Source organism: Pseudoalteromonas sp. SG44-17, assembly GCF_014164235.1.
Classification (GTDB): Bacteria; Pseudomonadota; Gammaproteobacteria; order Enterobacterales; family Alteromonadaceae; genus Pseudoalteromonas; species Pseudoalteromonas rhizosphaerae.
The window spans coordinates 91181-106664 of record NZ_JACJEV010000006.1; the positions used below are offsets into that span (position 1 = coordinate 91181).

Here is a 15484-nt window from a genome sequence, read left to right on the forward strand (position 1 = left end):
CTAGTAACCAAATAGGGGGAAATCAACATGATGCTTATGTAAACTGCAATTCAACAATAAGCATAAGAGTAGACGCCCTCAAACTACTTTAGTTCAAAAATAAATTTAAATTTATTGAAATAATGAAACGGCTCACAATTGCAGGCATAAAAAAAGCCTGCTCAAAATGGGCTGGCTCAATCATTACTAAAACTAGTAACCAAATAGGGGGAAATCAACATGATGCTTATGTAAACTGCAATTCAACAATAAGCATAAGAGTAGACGCCCTCAAACTACTTTAGTTCAAAAATAAATTTAAATTTATTGAAATAATGCAACGGCTCACAATTGCAGGCATAAAAAAAGCCAGCTCAAAATGGGCTGGCTCAATCATTACTAAAATTAGTAACCAAATAGGGAAATCAACATGATGCTTGCGTAAACTGCAATTCAACAACAAGCAAAAGAGTAGACGCCCTTAAACTACTTTAGTTCAAAATAAATTTAAATTTGTTGAAAATAACTCGTGAACCAAATAGCAGGCATAAAAAAAGCCAGCTCAAAATAGGCTGGCTCAATCATTACTAAAACTAGTAACCAAATAGGGGGAAATCAACAATGATGCTTGTGTAAACTGCAATTCAACAACAAGCAAAGAAGTAGACGCCCTCACGCTAATTTAGTTCAAAATAAATCAGGCTAATTTGAAATAATGCTAACTTTTTATCAAAGAAAGCATTTGTTGTTCGTCAAACTTTGTAAAACTCATTGATTTTTCAGTAAATAATGCATCAACAAGCGCTTGCTTATGTTGTTGCATTTTAAATACTTTTTGCTCAATTGAATTCGCCATTATCAGTTTATAAACAAAAACAGGATTTGTTTGACCGATTCGATAAGCACGATCTGTCGCTTGTTTTTCTACTGCTGGATTCCACCAAGGATCGAAATGGATCACAGTGTCCGCCTGAGTAAGATTAAGCCCTGTACCGCCAGCTTTTAAACTGATCAAAAATACCGACGTTTTACCACTGGTAAATTCTTCGATCACTTTATCGCGATGGCGCGTTTGCCCTGTAAGCAGGCTGTAATTAATCTCTAACGATGCTAGCTGCTGCGCAATAATATCTAATGCAGAAGTAAACTGGCTAAAAATAATAATGTTACGACCTTCGCTTAACATCACTGGTAAATGGCTACTCAACCAGTCAAGTTTTGCACTTCTAGCTGAGGTGTGTTCGTCAATCAAACGCGGGTGACAACATATTTGTCGTAACTTTAATAACGCCTCTAAAAAGGCTAATTTGCTCTTTTGCGCGCCTTGGGAAGCAAACAGGTCGACCATTTTCTCTTCTAGAGAATCAGTAATGCTTTGATAAATATCTTTTTGCTGTGCTTCGAATTCAAACTCTTTGATCAACTCTGTTTTCGGTGGTAGCTCTTGTGCTACTTCAGCTTTAGTTCGACGTAAAATAAAAGGCAAGATCAGTGATTTAAGCTCTTTAGCACGATCACTATCAGCGTCACGCTCAATCGGAGTCTGAAAATGCTGCTTAAAATGAGCCTGTGAACCAAGCAAGGAAGGCATTGCAAAATCTAACAATGATTTCAATTCAAATAAATTGTTTTCAATCGGTGTACCACTTAAACATAAGTTAAATTGAGCATTTAAACGCTTAACTAAACGAGATACTTGCGCACTGTCATTCTTTATATACTGCGCTTCATCAAGGATAATATTCTCGAAATACAACGGTGAGTAGTAAGCGATATCACGCTTGAGTAATGGATAAGTAGTAAGAATGCAATCTGCCTGGGCTAAATGTTGTAATTGCTCAATCCGCGCGCTACCAAATAGGGTCGTCACTTTAATACTACTGGCGAATTTAGCCATTTCATTTTGCCAATTACTTACCAAGCTCGTTGGACAGACAATTAACGTTGGGCCTGCTTGCTCTCGTTGCCGTGCGTTAGCTAAAAATGCAATAACTTGTAAGGTTTTGCCTAATCCCATGTCGTCGGCTAGTATTCCGCCTAACTGATGGCGTTTTAAGAACTGTAGCCACTGAACGCCTTGCTGTTGATACTCGCGAAGCCGCACGCCCGCATTCAAGCCATGTAACACTGTAGTGGCAGTAGTTGGTGCATCTAGCTCAGCTAAATAAGACTCTAAGCTGTCGTCGACTAAGTTAACCGCAAAACAGCTCATCTTTATTAAATGCACTAAAAATGATAAAGGTATAAGTAATTCATCGCGTGTTTTTATAAACTCAAAACGATCTTTAAAATCAGTAAGCGTATCAAAAGCTGGTTTTGTTATTACTCCAAACTGTTTACCATTTGCATAATAATAAAAAAGTTCGCTTTGACGATTAAGTGATTGAAATTCTGAATTATCGTTTGCTAATACGGTGGCAGCTTTAGCGTTTGAGATCATTATTTTACTAACAATTTGATGACCTTTACCACGTTTAACATCCAAGCTGACATTAGTGATTGATTTTTTAATCACTAGTTTTTTATCAGTTACCTTCCAACCACGCTGACGAAGTTTAGGCAAAACCTCGTATTTAAACCAATGCTGATGAATAACTGATTGTTTATTAAAAACAAACTCATTTTGTAAAGCCCCTTTACATAGTTCAAAGCCTAAATTTGTGAGCTCTGTGATAACGGTATTTTCAAGCGATGCATTGAGAATATTTGCTGGTGCTGAGTTTGGAGCGTAATTACCATCTTGATAGTTAAAGGTAAGCGTAAGCTTTAATTGGTTATTGCTATTACTAACATCAATAACCGCGCAAGTATCTGCTACCCGTTTTATTTTTTTACGTTCAGATGATTGGTAATGGGGTATCACACCGTCACCAAAATTTGCAGCTAATTGCTTATAGACACGATCAAAATTAGCTGTATGAATGGCTGGGATCGCTCTGATATGAGCAACTTCTTCACCACTTAGTGGCGTACGTAAACGGCCTATGCGTAGTGACTCTGTATCAAGGTAAGTTGGTGGTGTGGTTTTAAGTAAGAACCAGGATTGTTTACCCGTTAAACTTACATTTAATTGAATAAGATCTTTTTTGTGTGACCACGAAAAACTCAGATCTTCAGCACTATCAGCTTTAATCGACTGACGAGAACGCCCAAAAAACAAACGCTGAGAAGCAATCAACTGCTGTAATGCGTTAAATCCCCATTGCCCTCTAAGCTCTAAATTACCAAGTGCATTTTGAGAACGGATCCAACTGTATAAACGAAAATCAGTTTCGAGTAAATCGGATGGTGTTACAAAACTATTAAGCTGCTGATCAGTAAGGTTTCTACCGAGGGTATACTGATGTTCTGCAGAGAAAGCGGCAATTTTTGGTGTTAAAATAACCCGATTGTTTTCTACATCAAGCACAAATAAAAGTACATTTTTAGCTTGTGCTGACTGGTTTTGCTTAAGTGTTGTTAGCTCTTCAAACCAATCATTCATTATATAGTCTTGGCCGTAATCACCAGAATGATCAATCTTCAGCTTTAACAATACAGCAGCCAAGTGGCGACAGTTAGTTTTGGCATTACATGAACAGTGTCGATCAACTGCAAAACCATTGGCTAACTTCTTTATCTCTATGTGTTGGGTAAAAGTACTGCCTTGATTTCCAAACACCGAGGCATCAATGACAGAGAAATCATGATTATGCTCTAACCAATTAATTTGACCATTTGCTACGTACTCTTTTGCTTTACTGAGCACATGAGGCTTAAACAGCTGTTTAATAAATCGTTCAGATAAAGGAAATTGAGTCGCTTGCTCTTGCTTGATCTCTTCAAAAATAGCGAGTAGGTCATTCTTAGATAAGTTAGCAGACATATTGCTCAGGGCAGTAAAAAATAAAAATAATTTTACCAGTATATGATTTATCGGCGTCGAGCTAAAGCATTAAAATGATTAAAAAGACTGGTTGGAGCTGATAAGTTAGTAAAAAAATGATCTCAATACAAAAACAGCTGAATTTAATAGTTAAACACAACTAACCAACAATAAACCCACAAGTTATAAACATATTGCTAATAATTAAGCGCGTTTACAGATCACATTTTTACTAAGTTATAAAAAAATAGCGGTAAGAATGAAAAATATAGCTAATCAGTTAGTAAAAAAATGATCTATGAGCTCAATAGTAAGGTTTATTGATATTTCAGATCATTATTTTACTAACAAAACACAATTTGGGATCAGAATTTTACTAACAAAAAAAGCCTTTAGATCAGATTTTTATTAACTAGTTAAATGCATTTAATAACTTAGTTAGCTGTTCTAAGCGCTTGTCAGTCATCACTTTATTATCAATTTTGATTGATAAATCACCACTTTTTAAATTACGTTGCAAGCTAATGTAATTATTTTCTAGTAGTGCTTCTCGACGTTGAGTTGACTGTGGCTCAGCGGTAAGCAATTTAGTGATCGCCATTGCACGCTTATCATCACCAATAATCTCATCTAAGCTATTATCGTGTGTCAGATGATTTACTTGCTGATTAAAACTATGCTCATCACGTTCTTTTGCTGCAATCAGTTTTTTAGCTACTTCACGGCCAACATGATTCGCTGTTGGATAAAGGGCAAGTACAGCAGCAGGAAGCTTCTCAAAGGCTTTAATTGCATCAGCAATAGCTGTATGCGATACACCTTCAATGGCGGCTACTTCACGGTAAGAGCCTTTTTTTCCCTGTGCAACTAACTCATCTTTTGTTTGTTGATATGCTTGGCCAAGCTCCCAGAGGCTCGGGGCAATATATTGGTCTGACGATACCGCTAAAATCTTAGCATCTAAATCTGTAAAATCACTCGAACTAAGAACCATGTAGTCAGCATTGCCGATTATACATGCCATACGACGACGTGAGCCGGCTAATACCAACGTTTCATCACCTTTGTCCCAACATAGGGCGGGGTGTTGGTTACGACCATCCTCGGCTATTGCAGGGAGTATATCAGCGACAGACTTTTCATTGAGTAATACTTGAACACGACGATTTTTTGCGTACACCTTGGTGGTACTTTCTATTTCAGCATGCGGGATCACTTTGCAAACGAGTGTGATCTGACGATTAGGATCGCTTGGTGCAGGCATTTTGATCACATCGCCTGCGTTTGCTTGTTCTAGTAATTCATCAAGATTGCTATTACCAATTGAAGTAGCAAAAGGATCTAAGCTGGTGTCATTTTTACGTTTTTTAGCCATTTTTTGTTAACTACCTTACTTAGTTTCATTCAATTGAGATTGTGTTGATTGCCAGTTTGAACGGATCAGCATTTCTAATTCATCAACAACATCTTTTATATTTTCTTGAGCTCTGATCAGTGATTCTCTACTTGCTAAGCTGTCAGATGTTTTTTGATCAAAAATAGTATTGAATGACGAAGAGCTCGCTGTAATTGCCGAGCTGTGGTTAATTGGGTAACTCATTACCTGACGACCAAATGCACTGCGTACATCTTTAACGATGTCACGCTGTGAATGATTGCCTTTTACGTAATTAGTTACTAAAAATTGCATAAAGTCCCAGCCTTCATGACCTAAAGATGCAACGGTATGATAGATCTCGCCTAAACGTTTTAAATATTTGTTATTAGCATCGAAATCAACGGCCTCAGGATGCACCGGGATCAGCATTGCCGTAGATGCCATTAAAGCATTATAAAACATGAAGTTAAGAGATGGAGCTGTATCAATTAAAATGATATCGAATTGATCCTTGACCGGATCAATAACTTTTTCTAATAATTTATGGTAATGACGGGTTTTTTCATAACTTGAACTATCTTTTAGCAACGTTGCAGTTTCATGTTCAAAGTAAAAGTCATCCATACCAGAAGGCAAAATGCGTATATTTGGGATATGCGTAGGCAAAAAAGCATTTGTAACAAGTTGCTGCCAAGTTTCATCTGGATCTAAATCAATGCAATCTCGCATTAAATCACCGACCGTGATCGGTTCAGGTTCACTGGGTGGGAAAAAACTTGATGATGACCCTTGCGGATCTAAATCAATAATACCAATACGGTAACGTTTAATGTTAGTCGTAGCTAGGGCTGCAGCAATATTTACCATACTGGTTGTTTTACCACAGCCGCCTTTTAGAGAGTTGATAACAATAACTTGTAATTTATCGTCAACATTGCGGTGATCTGGCTGAATATCCATTATATCTGCCATAGCAAATATATTTACCAAAGTGTAAGCGTAATGGCCGTTTGCACCGCGTTTGATGTTTAGCTCATCAAAATCACCATTGTCATGGCGGCGTTTTAAGGTACGATTGTTACAGCCTAACAGATCTGCTGCTGCTTTTTGAGTGTAAGTTCGAAGCTCTTTTTCTTCAGATTTTAAGTGGGCACGATAATGCTGAATACGTCCTGCTAATGATTTTTCTGCGACTTCTGCAGTTGCTTTTAAAAGCCGATAGGTGGATAGCGCATTATTATGAATTGACATACTTTATTCCTCAAAGTTAGGTATTAAGTATAATGTCCATTCAATTGACTGTAAACAACTATTTATGACGACATGGCTTTTAATAACAAGACATTTAGAATTAATTTGTAATTTTAAAATTGCTTAGTATAAATAAAGAAGTTTAAAGGTGGTTAAATATATAAGGTAGTAAAGGTTAAGGGCATAAAATACACACCTAAGTTTTTGATATATATAAATAATAGTAAAAAAAGTGGATCAGGTTTATACTTGGTTAAGATCAGATCTTTAGTAACTGACAGATCGTAATTTTACTAACTCTGAATCTGAGACTTAAGTTATGCACAGTTTGAACACAGGTTTACGCACAAAAACCGCTGTTGAGATCAGTTTTTTACTAAGATAATTAAGAACTTATCCACTTACGATCGGGATAAATAGGCTGTTCAATTAGTATAGATCTGATCTGTAGTAGGTATAGATCAGATCTATGCTAACTGATTCGATGATTATCCACAGGCATTAGTAAAAATTAGATTTATGTCGTGTATTTTTGGTTAAAAAACAAAAATAGACGGACAAAAATATGCGTGAGTTAGTAAAATTTAGACTTATAACCGTAGTGTTAGTAAAAAACTGATCTGAAAATCAAGATCATTAAGGTTACTTAGTAAAATAGTGATCTGAACATATATTTTAATCCCAGATCAGTTTTGTACTAACTTAAACATTTAACTTTTTCTGTTTAATGTGTTGTTATTAGCTGTCGCAATAAAATTGGAAATAAGAACAATGAACCGAAAGGTCAACATCTCGGTAGATAACTTACCCGATACATTACGGGGTCAGATCCACGGGGTGGAAAGTGCAATAGATAACGAAAGCCTCGCATTATTTACAGACAATAAAGATGTGCGAGTTTCATTAGAAAATGCAGCGCATGGACTAAGGGCCTATTCGAATACTTTTAATCATTATGATTTGTGGGGACGTTTTGTTCGCTCAGGCCATAAAAAATTACCACTCGAAGAAGCGCCTAAAAAAACCATTATTACTCGAAAAATATCCGAAAAAGTGGATGGCATTTTGTATGATGGTGAAATTAAAATTACTCCAGCGGTAGTAAGTACCCGTAAAGACGGTGAAGATGTTGAATATTTAGTTTGGCCATCAGATCGTGAAGAAAAAGTAGAACGTGCATTAATCCGTTTAGCTTCTAAAGGTAAAATTGTTAAAATCAATTTTAAGTCCGGTATTCAATATGCCGTGGTTTTTTCGATGAACGAATTAGCGCAAGAACTTAAAGCTGTTGGGCAATCAATGCCTTACCCACAAATCAAAGAAGCATTAGAAGCACTGCAAGGTTCTAAGCTATCGTTTAAGTATTCAGCGACAGATACTAAAAATACCAATATTGATGATTCATTTTACGAATCAAATATGAACTTTCTTTCTTCTTTGCACTTTAGTGGTAAAAAAGGGCAGGGCGGTAATGTTAAATGTGTTGCGTGCTTGAATGCGTTTGTCCATAACATGATCGATAACCTTGAATACAAAGGTTACTATTTCAATAGCGCGCAAGAATTAAAGCGCGGATTATCTCGCTGGATGATGTTGCGTCTTTATCATCTTTGGCGCTATGCGGCACCAGGAAAAACATATCATTTTAGATTGTTATCTATCATGGAAAAATATGGCTCAATCTATTCAACTGACGATATCACTGAAAATAAATTAAAAGCATTGCGTCGTGATATGACCACTACGATGAAAGATCTTATCGAAAAAGGTGCTATTTCAGAATATAGCATTACTAATGTTAAAGATGATAAAACTGGCAACATTGTCGATTATACATACGAGATGCATCCTTCAGATCAGTTTTGTGATGAAATACTTACTTTGAATAAGCATAACAAACGTATTGAAATTCAAGGTGGTAAACGCATAGTTGAAAATGCAGTTTTAATCGACGAAGATAAAATTGAAGAAATAGTTAAAGATTAACTTACCGCTTAAGCTTATTCTGACTAAGGCCGCTATATAGCGGCCTTTTTAACATAATTATTTATCAACTTGTTCCAAATATAATCTATCAACAAGAAAATCATACTCTCGTTTACGCGGATGGCTTTGTGGTTTTTGATAATCTGATAACGTACCTAGTTTTACATCCGGTTCAGGGTTTATCAAAATAAAAGGTAGTGCGGCACTAACATGATAACGATTTTGCGCGGTGTATCTCACATTTACTTGTGGGCTAACGCGGGTTGGGCGTCTTATTCGTAACTTATCTTTATCTCCTAAACTAGCGACACGTAATTGTTCTTGAGCAACGAGTGTTTGCCAACTGAGTTGATCTATCATTCTAGGATTGGAATAACCGGCTGATTTTTCGAGCATGGCTAGTGCCATCTTTTTTGTCAGTGTTTTAGTCGCGTGTTTGTGCATCCAGGTAAAACGAACTGAAAAAGGGGAGTTTACTTCAAAATGAATTTTACGGTACGCGGCGAGTGTTATTAAATTTGGTATCGCATTATGAACCGCTTCAAAGCGAGCATCATTATTATCAATGGCTAGAATACATTCTTTAAATGCAGCTTTAGCTTTATTTAATTGTTGAATTCGAGCAACAAGTTGTTTTTGATCCGCATTTTTTATTACCAATAACCCAGGGTGACGTTTTAAAACACGACTACTTAAGCCTGATTTTTTATAGATATCGTTAAATGAATTTAAAATCAACTTTTGGCCCGTAGCACCTGTAATTTTCGTAACATTGATCGATTGAGGGACTATCTTTTCATCGTTACTATCAATATCAGGCAATTGATAATAATCAGCCTTTGAATAATCGCATTGCATTAAATCATCAATAAAGTGATTAGTTAAATCACTAAGTAAATCGAACTGACTGCGAATTTGTACTTTAGTTACCATAAGAACACATCATACAATATAGATGATAATAGTCTACCATAGCCGCAGTTAAACTAAAAACAAAGCAGCGCATAATCACCTGTTTATTTATTGTTTAATTTTACTCGATGCTAAGTATATATTATAAATTAACAAAGTATGATGTGTTCTTTGTTCTTGGTAAGGACCTTATAACGGATAGGTTAATAGTTTTTCTAACTTAAAAGTTCGATCATCTCTAAATAAGTATGTTTAAATATTGCCTTTAAGCTGATGATTAAGTACATCATGTTGCTGCAATTGTATAATCTCCGATGCGATAGAGGTATTTACCTCAAGTATAAGTTGTGTAATTAAAGGGTGAGGACTAACTCTATTGTAGTTTTCAGTTGCCAATGGATACTGGTATATCAATGCAACAATTTACGGGAGCTTATTGATGTGACCAATTCTATAAATTACTCATAGGCATACTATTTCAATTTTGCTTCAGGGGATTATCTAATTTGAAACAGCTTACAAATTATCAGTCGTGCAGTTGCAGTGAGTAAGTTTATGGCTGTGAGCACAAAAATAAACTGCGCTTACAGACTTTATAACCATGAAGCTTAAGTAATCGTCGATATAGTTAAAGAGCTGAACTACAGTGATAACAAGCTGCTAAACCTATCTAGTTTAAGCCAGGCATTATAAAAATGTTGTATGAACGCTGAGAAATAGGCCAATAAGATGTATAGGAGTTGGAGTCAAACCAGCGCTCGAATTTTACAATTACATACTATTGCCTTAATTTAATTGCAGTGTCATTCAGGCTTGAATTGACAACTATCAGTAATTTGAGATACGTGCCAACATGAATCAAACAAGGTAGTTACAAGCAACATCAGACGAACTGAATTTCATTTAATTTAGGTATACCTCTTTATTACTCAGCACCCTTAGCACATATTTTAAACTTCAGCCATTTGATATAAAAAATAATCTAATTTCAACTGTAAAGTTAAGGTTACATAGCATTGCAATTTAAGTATGATGTGTTCTTAATTTCAGTTGTAGAGTAGGCACTTAATTTATTTACTAAGGTCTCGCTGTATTATTTAATTTTATGTTTTATATTAATAAGTTAAACAATACCCTGTGCATATTTTAAAAAATAAAAAGGTGGCAGAACAGTGCAAATCATCAATAATATTTATCTCATAACTAAATAATTGATAATTAGCGAATATAGTCCTTGAACAGGGGCACTGCATACGTTAATTTTCATCTATCAGGTAAATGTAGGAATGAGGAAATTAATATGCAGTCGTGGAACCCAAATAGCTGGAGAGAGCTCCCAATACTTCAGCAGCCACAGTATCCAGATCAAGAAGCGCTGAAAACTGTTGAAGGCCAATTAAAGAGTGCACCGCCACTGGTCTTCGCAGAAGAGACCCGTAGTTTATTTAAACAACTAGAAGACGTTTGTGAAGGCCGTGCCTTCTTACTTCAAGGTGGTGATTGTGCTGAATCATTTAGTGACTTTAATGCCGCTAATATTCGTGACACATTTAAAACAATATTACAGATGGCAGTCGTACTAACTTATGGCGGTAAATGCCCTGTAGTTAAGATTGCGCGCATGGCAGGGCAATATGCTAAACCACGCTCAGCAGATTTAGAAACCATTGATGGGGTATCTTTACCTTCATACCGTGGTGATATCGTAAATAATTTTGAGTTCACTGAACAAGCGCGTATTCCCGATCCACAACGCTTAATGACGGCTTATCATCACAGTGCAGCAACATTAAATTTATTACGCGCATTTGCACAAGGTGGACTTGCAGATTTACATCAGGTAAATCGCTGGAACATGGGTTTTGTTGCCGCAAACCCACTTAAAGAAAAATACCAACAACTTGCGGATAAGATTCAAGATGCGCTTGAGTTTATGGAAGTGTGCGGTATTAACTCAACAATTGCACCAAGCCTTAAAGAGACTGATCTATACACCTCTCATGAAGCGTTATTACTGGGGTATGAAGAAGCGCTTACTCGCCGTGATCATCTATCTGGCGATTGGTATGACTGCTCAGCACATTTTGTTTGGATTGGTGAACGTACTCGCCAACTTGATCATGCACATATCGAATTCTTTAAAGGTATTAAAAATCCAATTGGGGTAAAAGTTGGCCCAGGAATGGATCCTGACGACTTAATTCGTTTAATTGATGCGCTTAATCCAGATAACATCCCAGGGCGCTTAACATTAATTACACGTATGGGTGCTGATGTACTTCCTGAAAAGTTGCCGGCCTTAGTACGTCGCGTTCAACAAGAAGGCCGTAAAGTAATTTGGAGTTCTGATCCAATGCACGGAAATACTGAAAAAGCGACATCAGGGTATAAAACCCGAAGCTTTGACAATATTTTGCGTGAGATCAGCCAGTTCTTCGCAGTTCATAAAGCTGAGGGCTCGTATGCAGGTGGTGTTCATTTAGAAATGACTGGCCAACATGTTACTGAGTGTACTGGTGGTGCTTACGGATTATCTGATGACGATCTAGCACAGCGTTATCGCACACAGTGTGACCCACGTTTAAATGCTGATCAGGTATTAGAACTTGGCTTCTTAGTTGCAGATTTATTAAAAGACGCACGTAAGTAGAGTTAGTCCAAAAAATCAAAAGCCGCATCTGCGGCTTTTTTAATGTCCGATATTATTTTTATACCTTGTGTAACTATAATTAGCTATATTGAAGTTAGTACTTACGTCGCTCAAGGTTAGTATCAGAAATGATCTTAGCGGAAATTTCTTCTACAGAGTGATGGGTCGAATTTAAATACGCCAGCTTATGTTTTTTATACAGCATTTCAACTTCGCGTACTTCGATTCGACATTGCTTAAGTGATGCGTATTTTGAATTAGCCATACGGCGTTGGCGAATATCAGCCAACCTGACTGGATCAATCGTTAAACCAAACAGCTTATGCTTATAGGCTACTAAGCACTGTGGTAAGTTACCCGAATCTAAATCTTCTTCAGTGATAGGGTAATTAGCTGCTTTAATACCATACTGTAGCGCTAAATATAAACTAGTTGGCGTTTTACCACTGCGGCTTACGCCGACCAAAATTATATCGGCTTCAGCATAGTTACTAATATTAGCGCCGTCATCATTAGTAAGCGCATAGTTCACGGCATCAATTCTAAAGTCATAACTTTTTTCATGCATTGAATGAGTACGATGAATTTTAGGCACAGGCGCTACTTTTAGTTCTTGCTCAATTTTCTCACTAAATGTAGTTAAGAAATCATAAGTAACGGCGGTCGATGAGCGAATAATTTCACTTAAATTGTGATTAACAAAAGTAAAAAAAACCAATGGTTTTTCGCCTTCGCGTTGTGCCGTTGCATTGATCAATGCTTTTATTTCGTTCGCTTTTTTTTCAGTTTCAACAAAAGGGATAGTTTTATGATTAAATTCAACGGGAAATAATGACAAAGTGGCGTGGCCAAATACTTCAGAAGTGATAGCTGTACCGTCAGAAATATAAAATGCAGTTCTCATATTAACCTTTTTATTACGTTTAATAGTTAAAATAGCCACCCTACGGTTTACGTAAGGTCTATTGCCAGTGTAGAATGAAGGTGACCTTTTTAGAAGGTTTTCTTTCTTAACTCTCACAGTTATTACTACAATTTGTTTTTTTGGAGAAAGATCCGTGCAAGAATACGTTCTCTGGTATCAAGAGCTTGGTATGCAAGATGTTCCTCGTGTTGGCGGCAAAAATGCCTCACTCGGCGAAATGATTTCTAACCTAGCAAACGCTGGTGTACAAGTCCCAGGTGGTTTTGCTACTACCGCAGACGCATTTAATGAGTTTCTTGAGCAATCAGGACTAAATGCAAAGATCCACGACATTTTAGACACACTGGACGTGGAAGATGTAAATACACTAGCAAAAGTCGGCGCTGATATTCGTCAGTGGATTATCGACACCCCATTCCAACCTAATTTAGACCAAGCCATTCGCGACGCATACAGCCAACTCCACGGCAATGCAGCAGACGATGTTTCATTCGCAGTACGTTCATCAGCAACAGCTGAAGATATGCCTGATGCATCATTCGCAGGTCAACAAGAAACCTTCCTAAATGTACGTGGTATCGACTCAGTAATGGTCGCCATCAAGCATGTGTTCGCATCGCTTTTCAATGACCGTGCCATTTCATACCGTGTTCACCAGGGTTATGATCATCGCGGCGTAGCATTATCTGCGGGTATTCAACGCATGGTACGTTCTGATAAGTCATCGTCTGGCGTTATGTTCAGTATTGATACTGAATCAGGCTTCGAAGATGTCGTGTTTATCACCTCAAGTTATGGTCTAGGTGAAATGGTTGTACAGGGCGCAGTAAACCCTGATGAATTTTATGTTCATAAACCAACACTTGCTAAAGGTAAGCCATCTGTAGTGCGCCGTAATATTGGCTCAAAAGCAATTCAAATGATTTACTCTGCCGATCAAGCGCATGGTAAACAAGTAGAAATCGTAGATGTAGATGCAGCCCTTTCAAATAAATTCTCAATTACCGATGCCGAAGTTCAAGAGCTTGCAAAGCAAGCTGTGATCATCGAAAAACATTATGGCCGCGCGATGGATATCGAGTGGGCAAAAGATGGTAATGACGGCAAGCTATACATTGTACAAGCTCGCCCTGAAACAGTTCGTTCAAACGAAGATACGAATGTTATGGAGCGTTTTCAACTAAATGGCAGCAGTGCTGTTGTCGTTGAAGGACGTGCCATCGGTCATAAAATTGGCTCAGGTGTTGTTCGTGTACTTGATTCGATTAAAGAAATGGATCAAGTTCAACAAGGTGACATTTTAGTAACCGACATGACTGATCCAGATTGGGAACCTATCATGAAACGTGCTGCAGCGATTGTAACTAATCGTGGTGGTCGTACATGTCACGCGGCAATCATTGCCCGTGAGTTAGGTATTCCAGCAGTTGTAGGCTGTGGTAATGCAACTGACCTAATTAAAGCAGGCCAAAAAGTAACCGTATCATGTGCTGAAGGCGACACTGGCTTTATTTATGAAGGTATTTTAGATTTTGAAATCCTCACTTCACGTGTCGATAAAATGCCTGAACTACCAATGAAAATCATGATGAACGTTGGTAACCCAGATCGTGCATTTGATTTTGCACGCTTACCACACTCAGGTGTTGGTCTTGCGCGCGTTGAATTTATTATCAACCGTATGATTGGTGTGCATCCTAAAGCATTGCTAAATTTTGATGCTCAAACAGATGAGTTAAAAGCTGAAATCACACAGATGATTGCAGGTTATGAATCACCGGTTGAATTCTATATTGCTAAATTAGTTGAAGGTATTTCGACCTTAGGCTGTGCATTTGCACCAGAGCGTGTAATTGTTCGTATGTCTGATTTTAAATCAAATGAATATGCTAACTTAGTTGGCGGACAACAATACGAGCCTGAAGAAGAAAACCCAATGATTGGTTTCCGTGGCGCAGCACGTTATATTTCGGAAGATTTCCGTGACTGTTTCGCACTAGAGTGTGAAGCAATCAAACGTGTTCGTAACGACATGGATATGGCCAACATTGAAATCATGATCCCATTCGTACGTACACTTGAAGAAGGTAAACGTGTTATTGAATTACTTGAAGAGCATGGCCTTAAACGTGGCGAAAATGGCTTAAAAGTAATCATGATGTGTGAACTTCCATCAAATGCATTACTTGCTGATGAATTTTTAGAACATTTTGATGGCTTTTCAATCGGTTCAAACGATTTAACGCAACTTACACTTGGTTTAGACCGTGACTCAGGATTAATTGCCCATTTATTTGATGAGCGTAACCCTGCAATCAAAAAACTACTTTCTATGGCAATTCAAACTGCCAAAGCAAAAGGAAAGTATGTTGGTATTTGTGGTCAAGGTCCATCAGATCATGAAGACTTTGCTGCGTGGTTAGTAGAGCAGGGCATTGATTCTGTTTCACTAAACCCAGATACAGTACTTGAAACTTGGTTATACCTTGCTAAAAAATTAGCAAAATAATCGTTAAAGTATAAAAAATGCCAGCGTTA

8 protein-coding genes are annotated in these 15484 nt (G+C 37.3%); 3 read left to right on the plus strand and 5 right to left on the minus strand.

The annotated features are described in order from the left end of the window. Positions 1–697 precede the first annotated feature (697 nt). From H5182_RS06725 to H5182_RS06735, 3 genes are all read right to left on the minus strand, one after another. Positions 698–3844, minus strand: coding sequence for a DEAD/DEAH box helicase (locus tag H5182_RS06725; RefSeq protein WP_182759756.1), 3147 nt, complete (start codon positions 3842–3844; stop codon positions 698–700). Between the two features lie 412 nt (positions 3845–4256). Beyond that, positions 4257–5219 (minus strand): transcriptional regulator, encoded by a 963-nt coding sequence (locus H5182_RS06730; protein ID WP_182731207.1) that lies wholly within the window; start codon positions 5217–5219, stop codon positions 4257–4259. Between the two features lie 15 nt (positions 5220–5234). Beyond that, entirely contained in the window at positions 5235–6473 is a 1239-nt protein-coding gene (locus H5182_RS06735; protein WP_145239012.1) for an AAA family ATPase, read from the minus strand. Between the two features lie 771 nt (positions 6474–7244). Here H5182_RS06735 and H5182_RS06740 point away from each other — a divergent pair. Further along, on the plus strand, positions 7245–8459 hold the full coding sequence (locus H5182_RS06740; RefSeq protein WP_145239015.1) for a replication protein A: 1215 nt from the start codon (positions 7245–7247) through the stop codon (positions 8457–8459). 57 nt (positions 8460–8516) lie between these two features. Here H5182_RS06740 and H5182_RS06745 read toward each other — a convergent pair whose 3' ends face one another. Next, positions 8517–9392 carry a DNA replication terminus site-binding protein gene (locus H5182_RS06745; protein WP_145239018.1) on the minus strand — a complete coding sequence of 292 codons (876 nt, stop codon included), beginning with the start codon at positions 9390–9392 and terminating at the stop codon, positions 8517–8519. A 1279-nt stretch (positions 9393–10671) separates the two neighbouring features. Between H5182_RS06745 and H5182_RS06750 the strand changes: the two genes are divergently transcribed. Next, positions 10672–12021: a class II 3-deoxy-7-phosphoheptulonate synthase gene (locus H5182_RS06750; RefSeq protein WP_145239021.1), complete on the plus strand. Its 1350-nt coding sequence runs from the start codon at positions 10672–10674 to the stop codon at positions 12019–12021. Positions 12022–12115: 94 nt separating this feature from the next. On the opposite strand, the gene H5182_RS06755 is transcribed toward H5182_RS06750, so the two are convergent. Continuing rightward, positions 12116–12925, minus strand: coding sequence for a pyruvate, water dikinase regulatory protein (locus tag H5182_RS06755; RefSeq protein ID WP_149980299.1), 810 nt, complete (start codon positions 12923–12925; stop codon positions 12116–12118). Between the two features lie 154 nt (positions 12926–13079). Here H5182_RS06755 and ppsA point away from each other — a divergent pair, with 154 nt between their 5' ends. Further along, positions 13080–15455 carry a phosphoenolpyruvate synthase gene (gene ppsA / locus H5182_RS06760; protein WP_182759757.1) on the plus strand — a complete coding sequence of 792 codons (2376 nt, stop codon included), beginning with the start codon at positions 13080–13082 and terminating at the stop codon, positions 15453–15455. Positions 15456–15484: the final 29 nt, after the last annotated feature.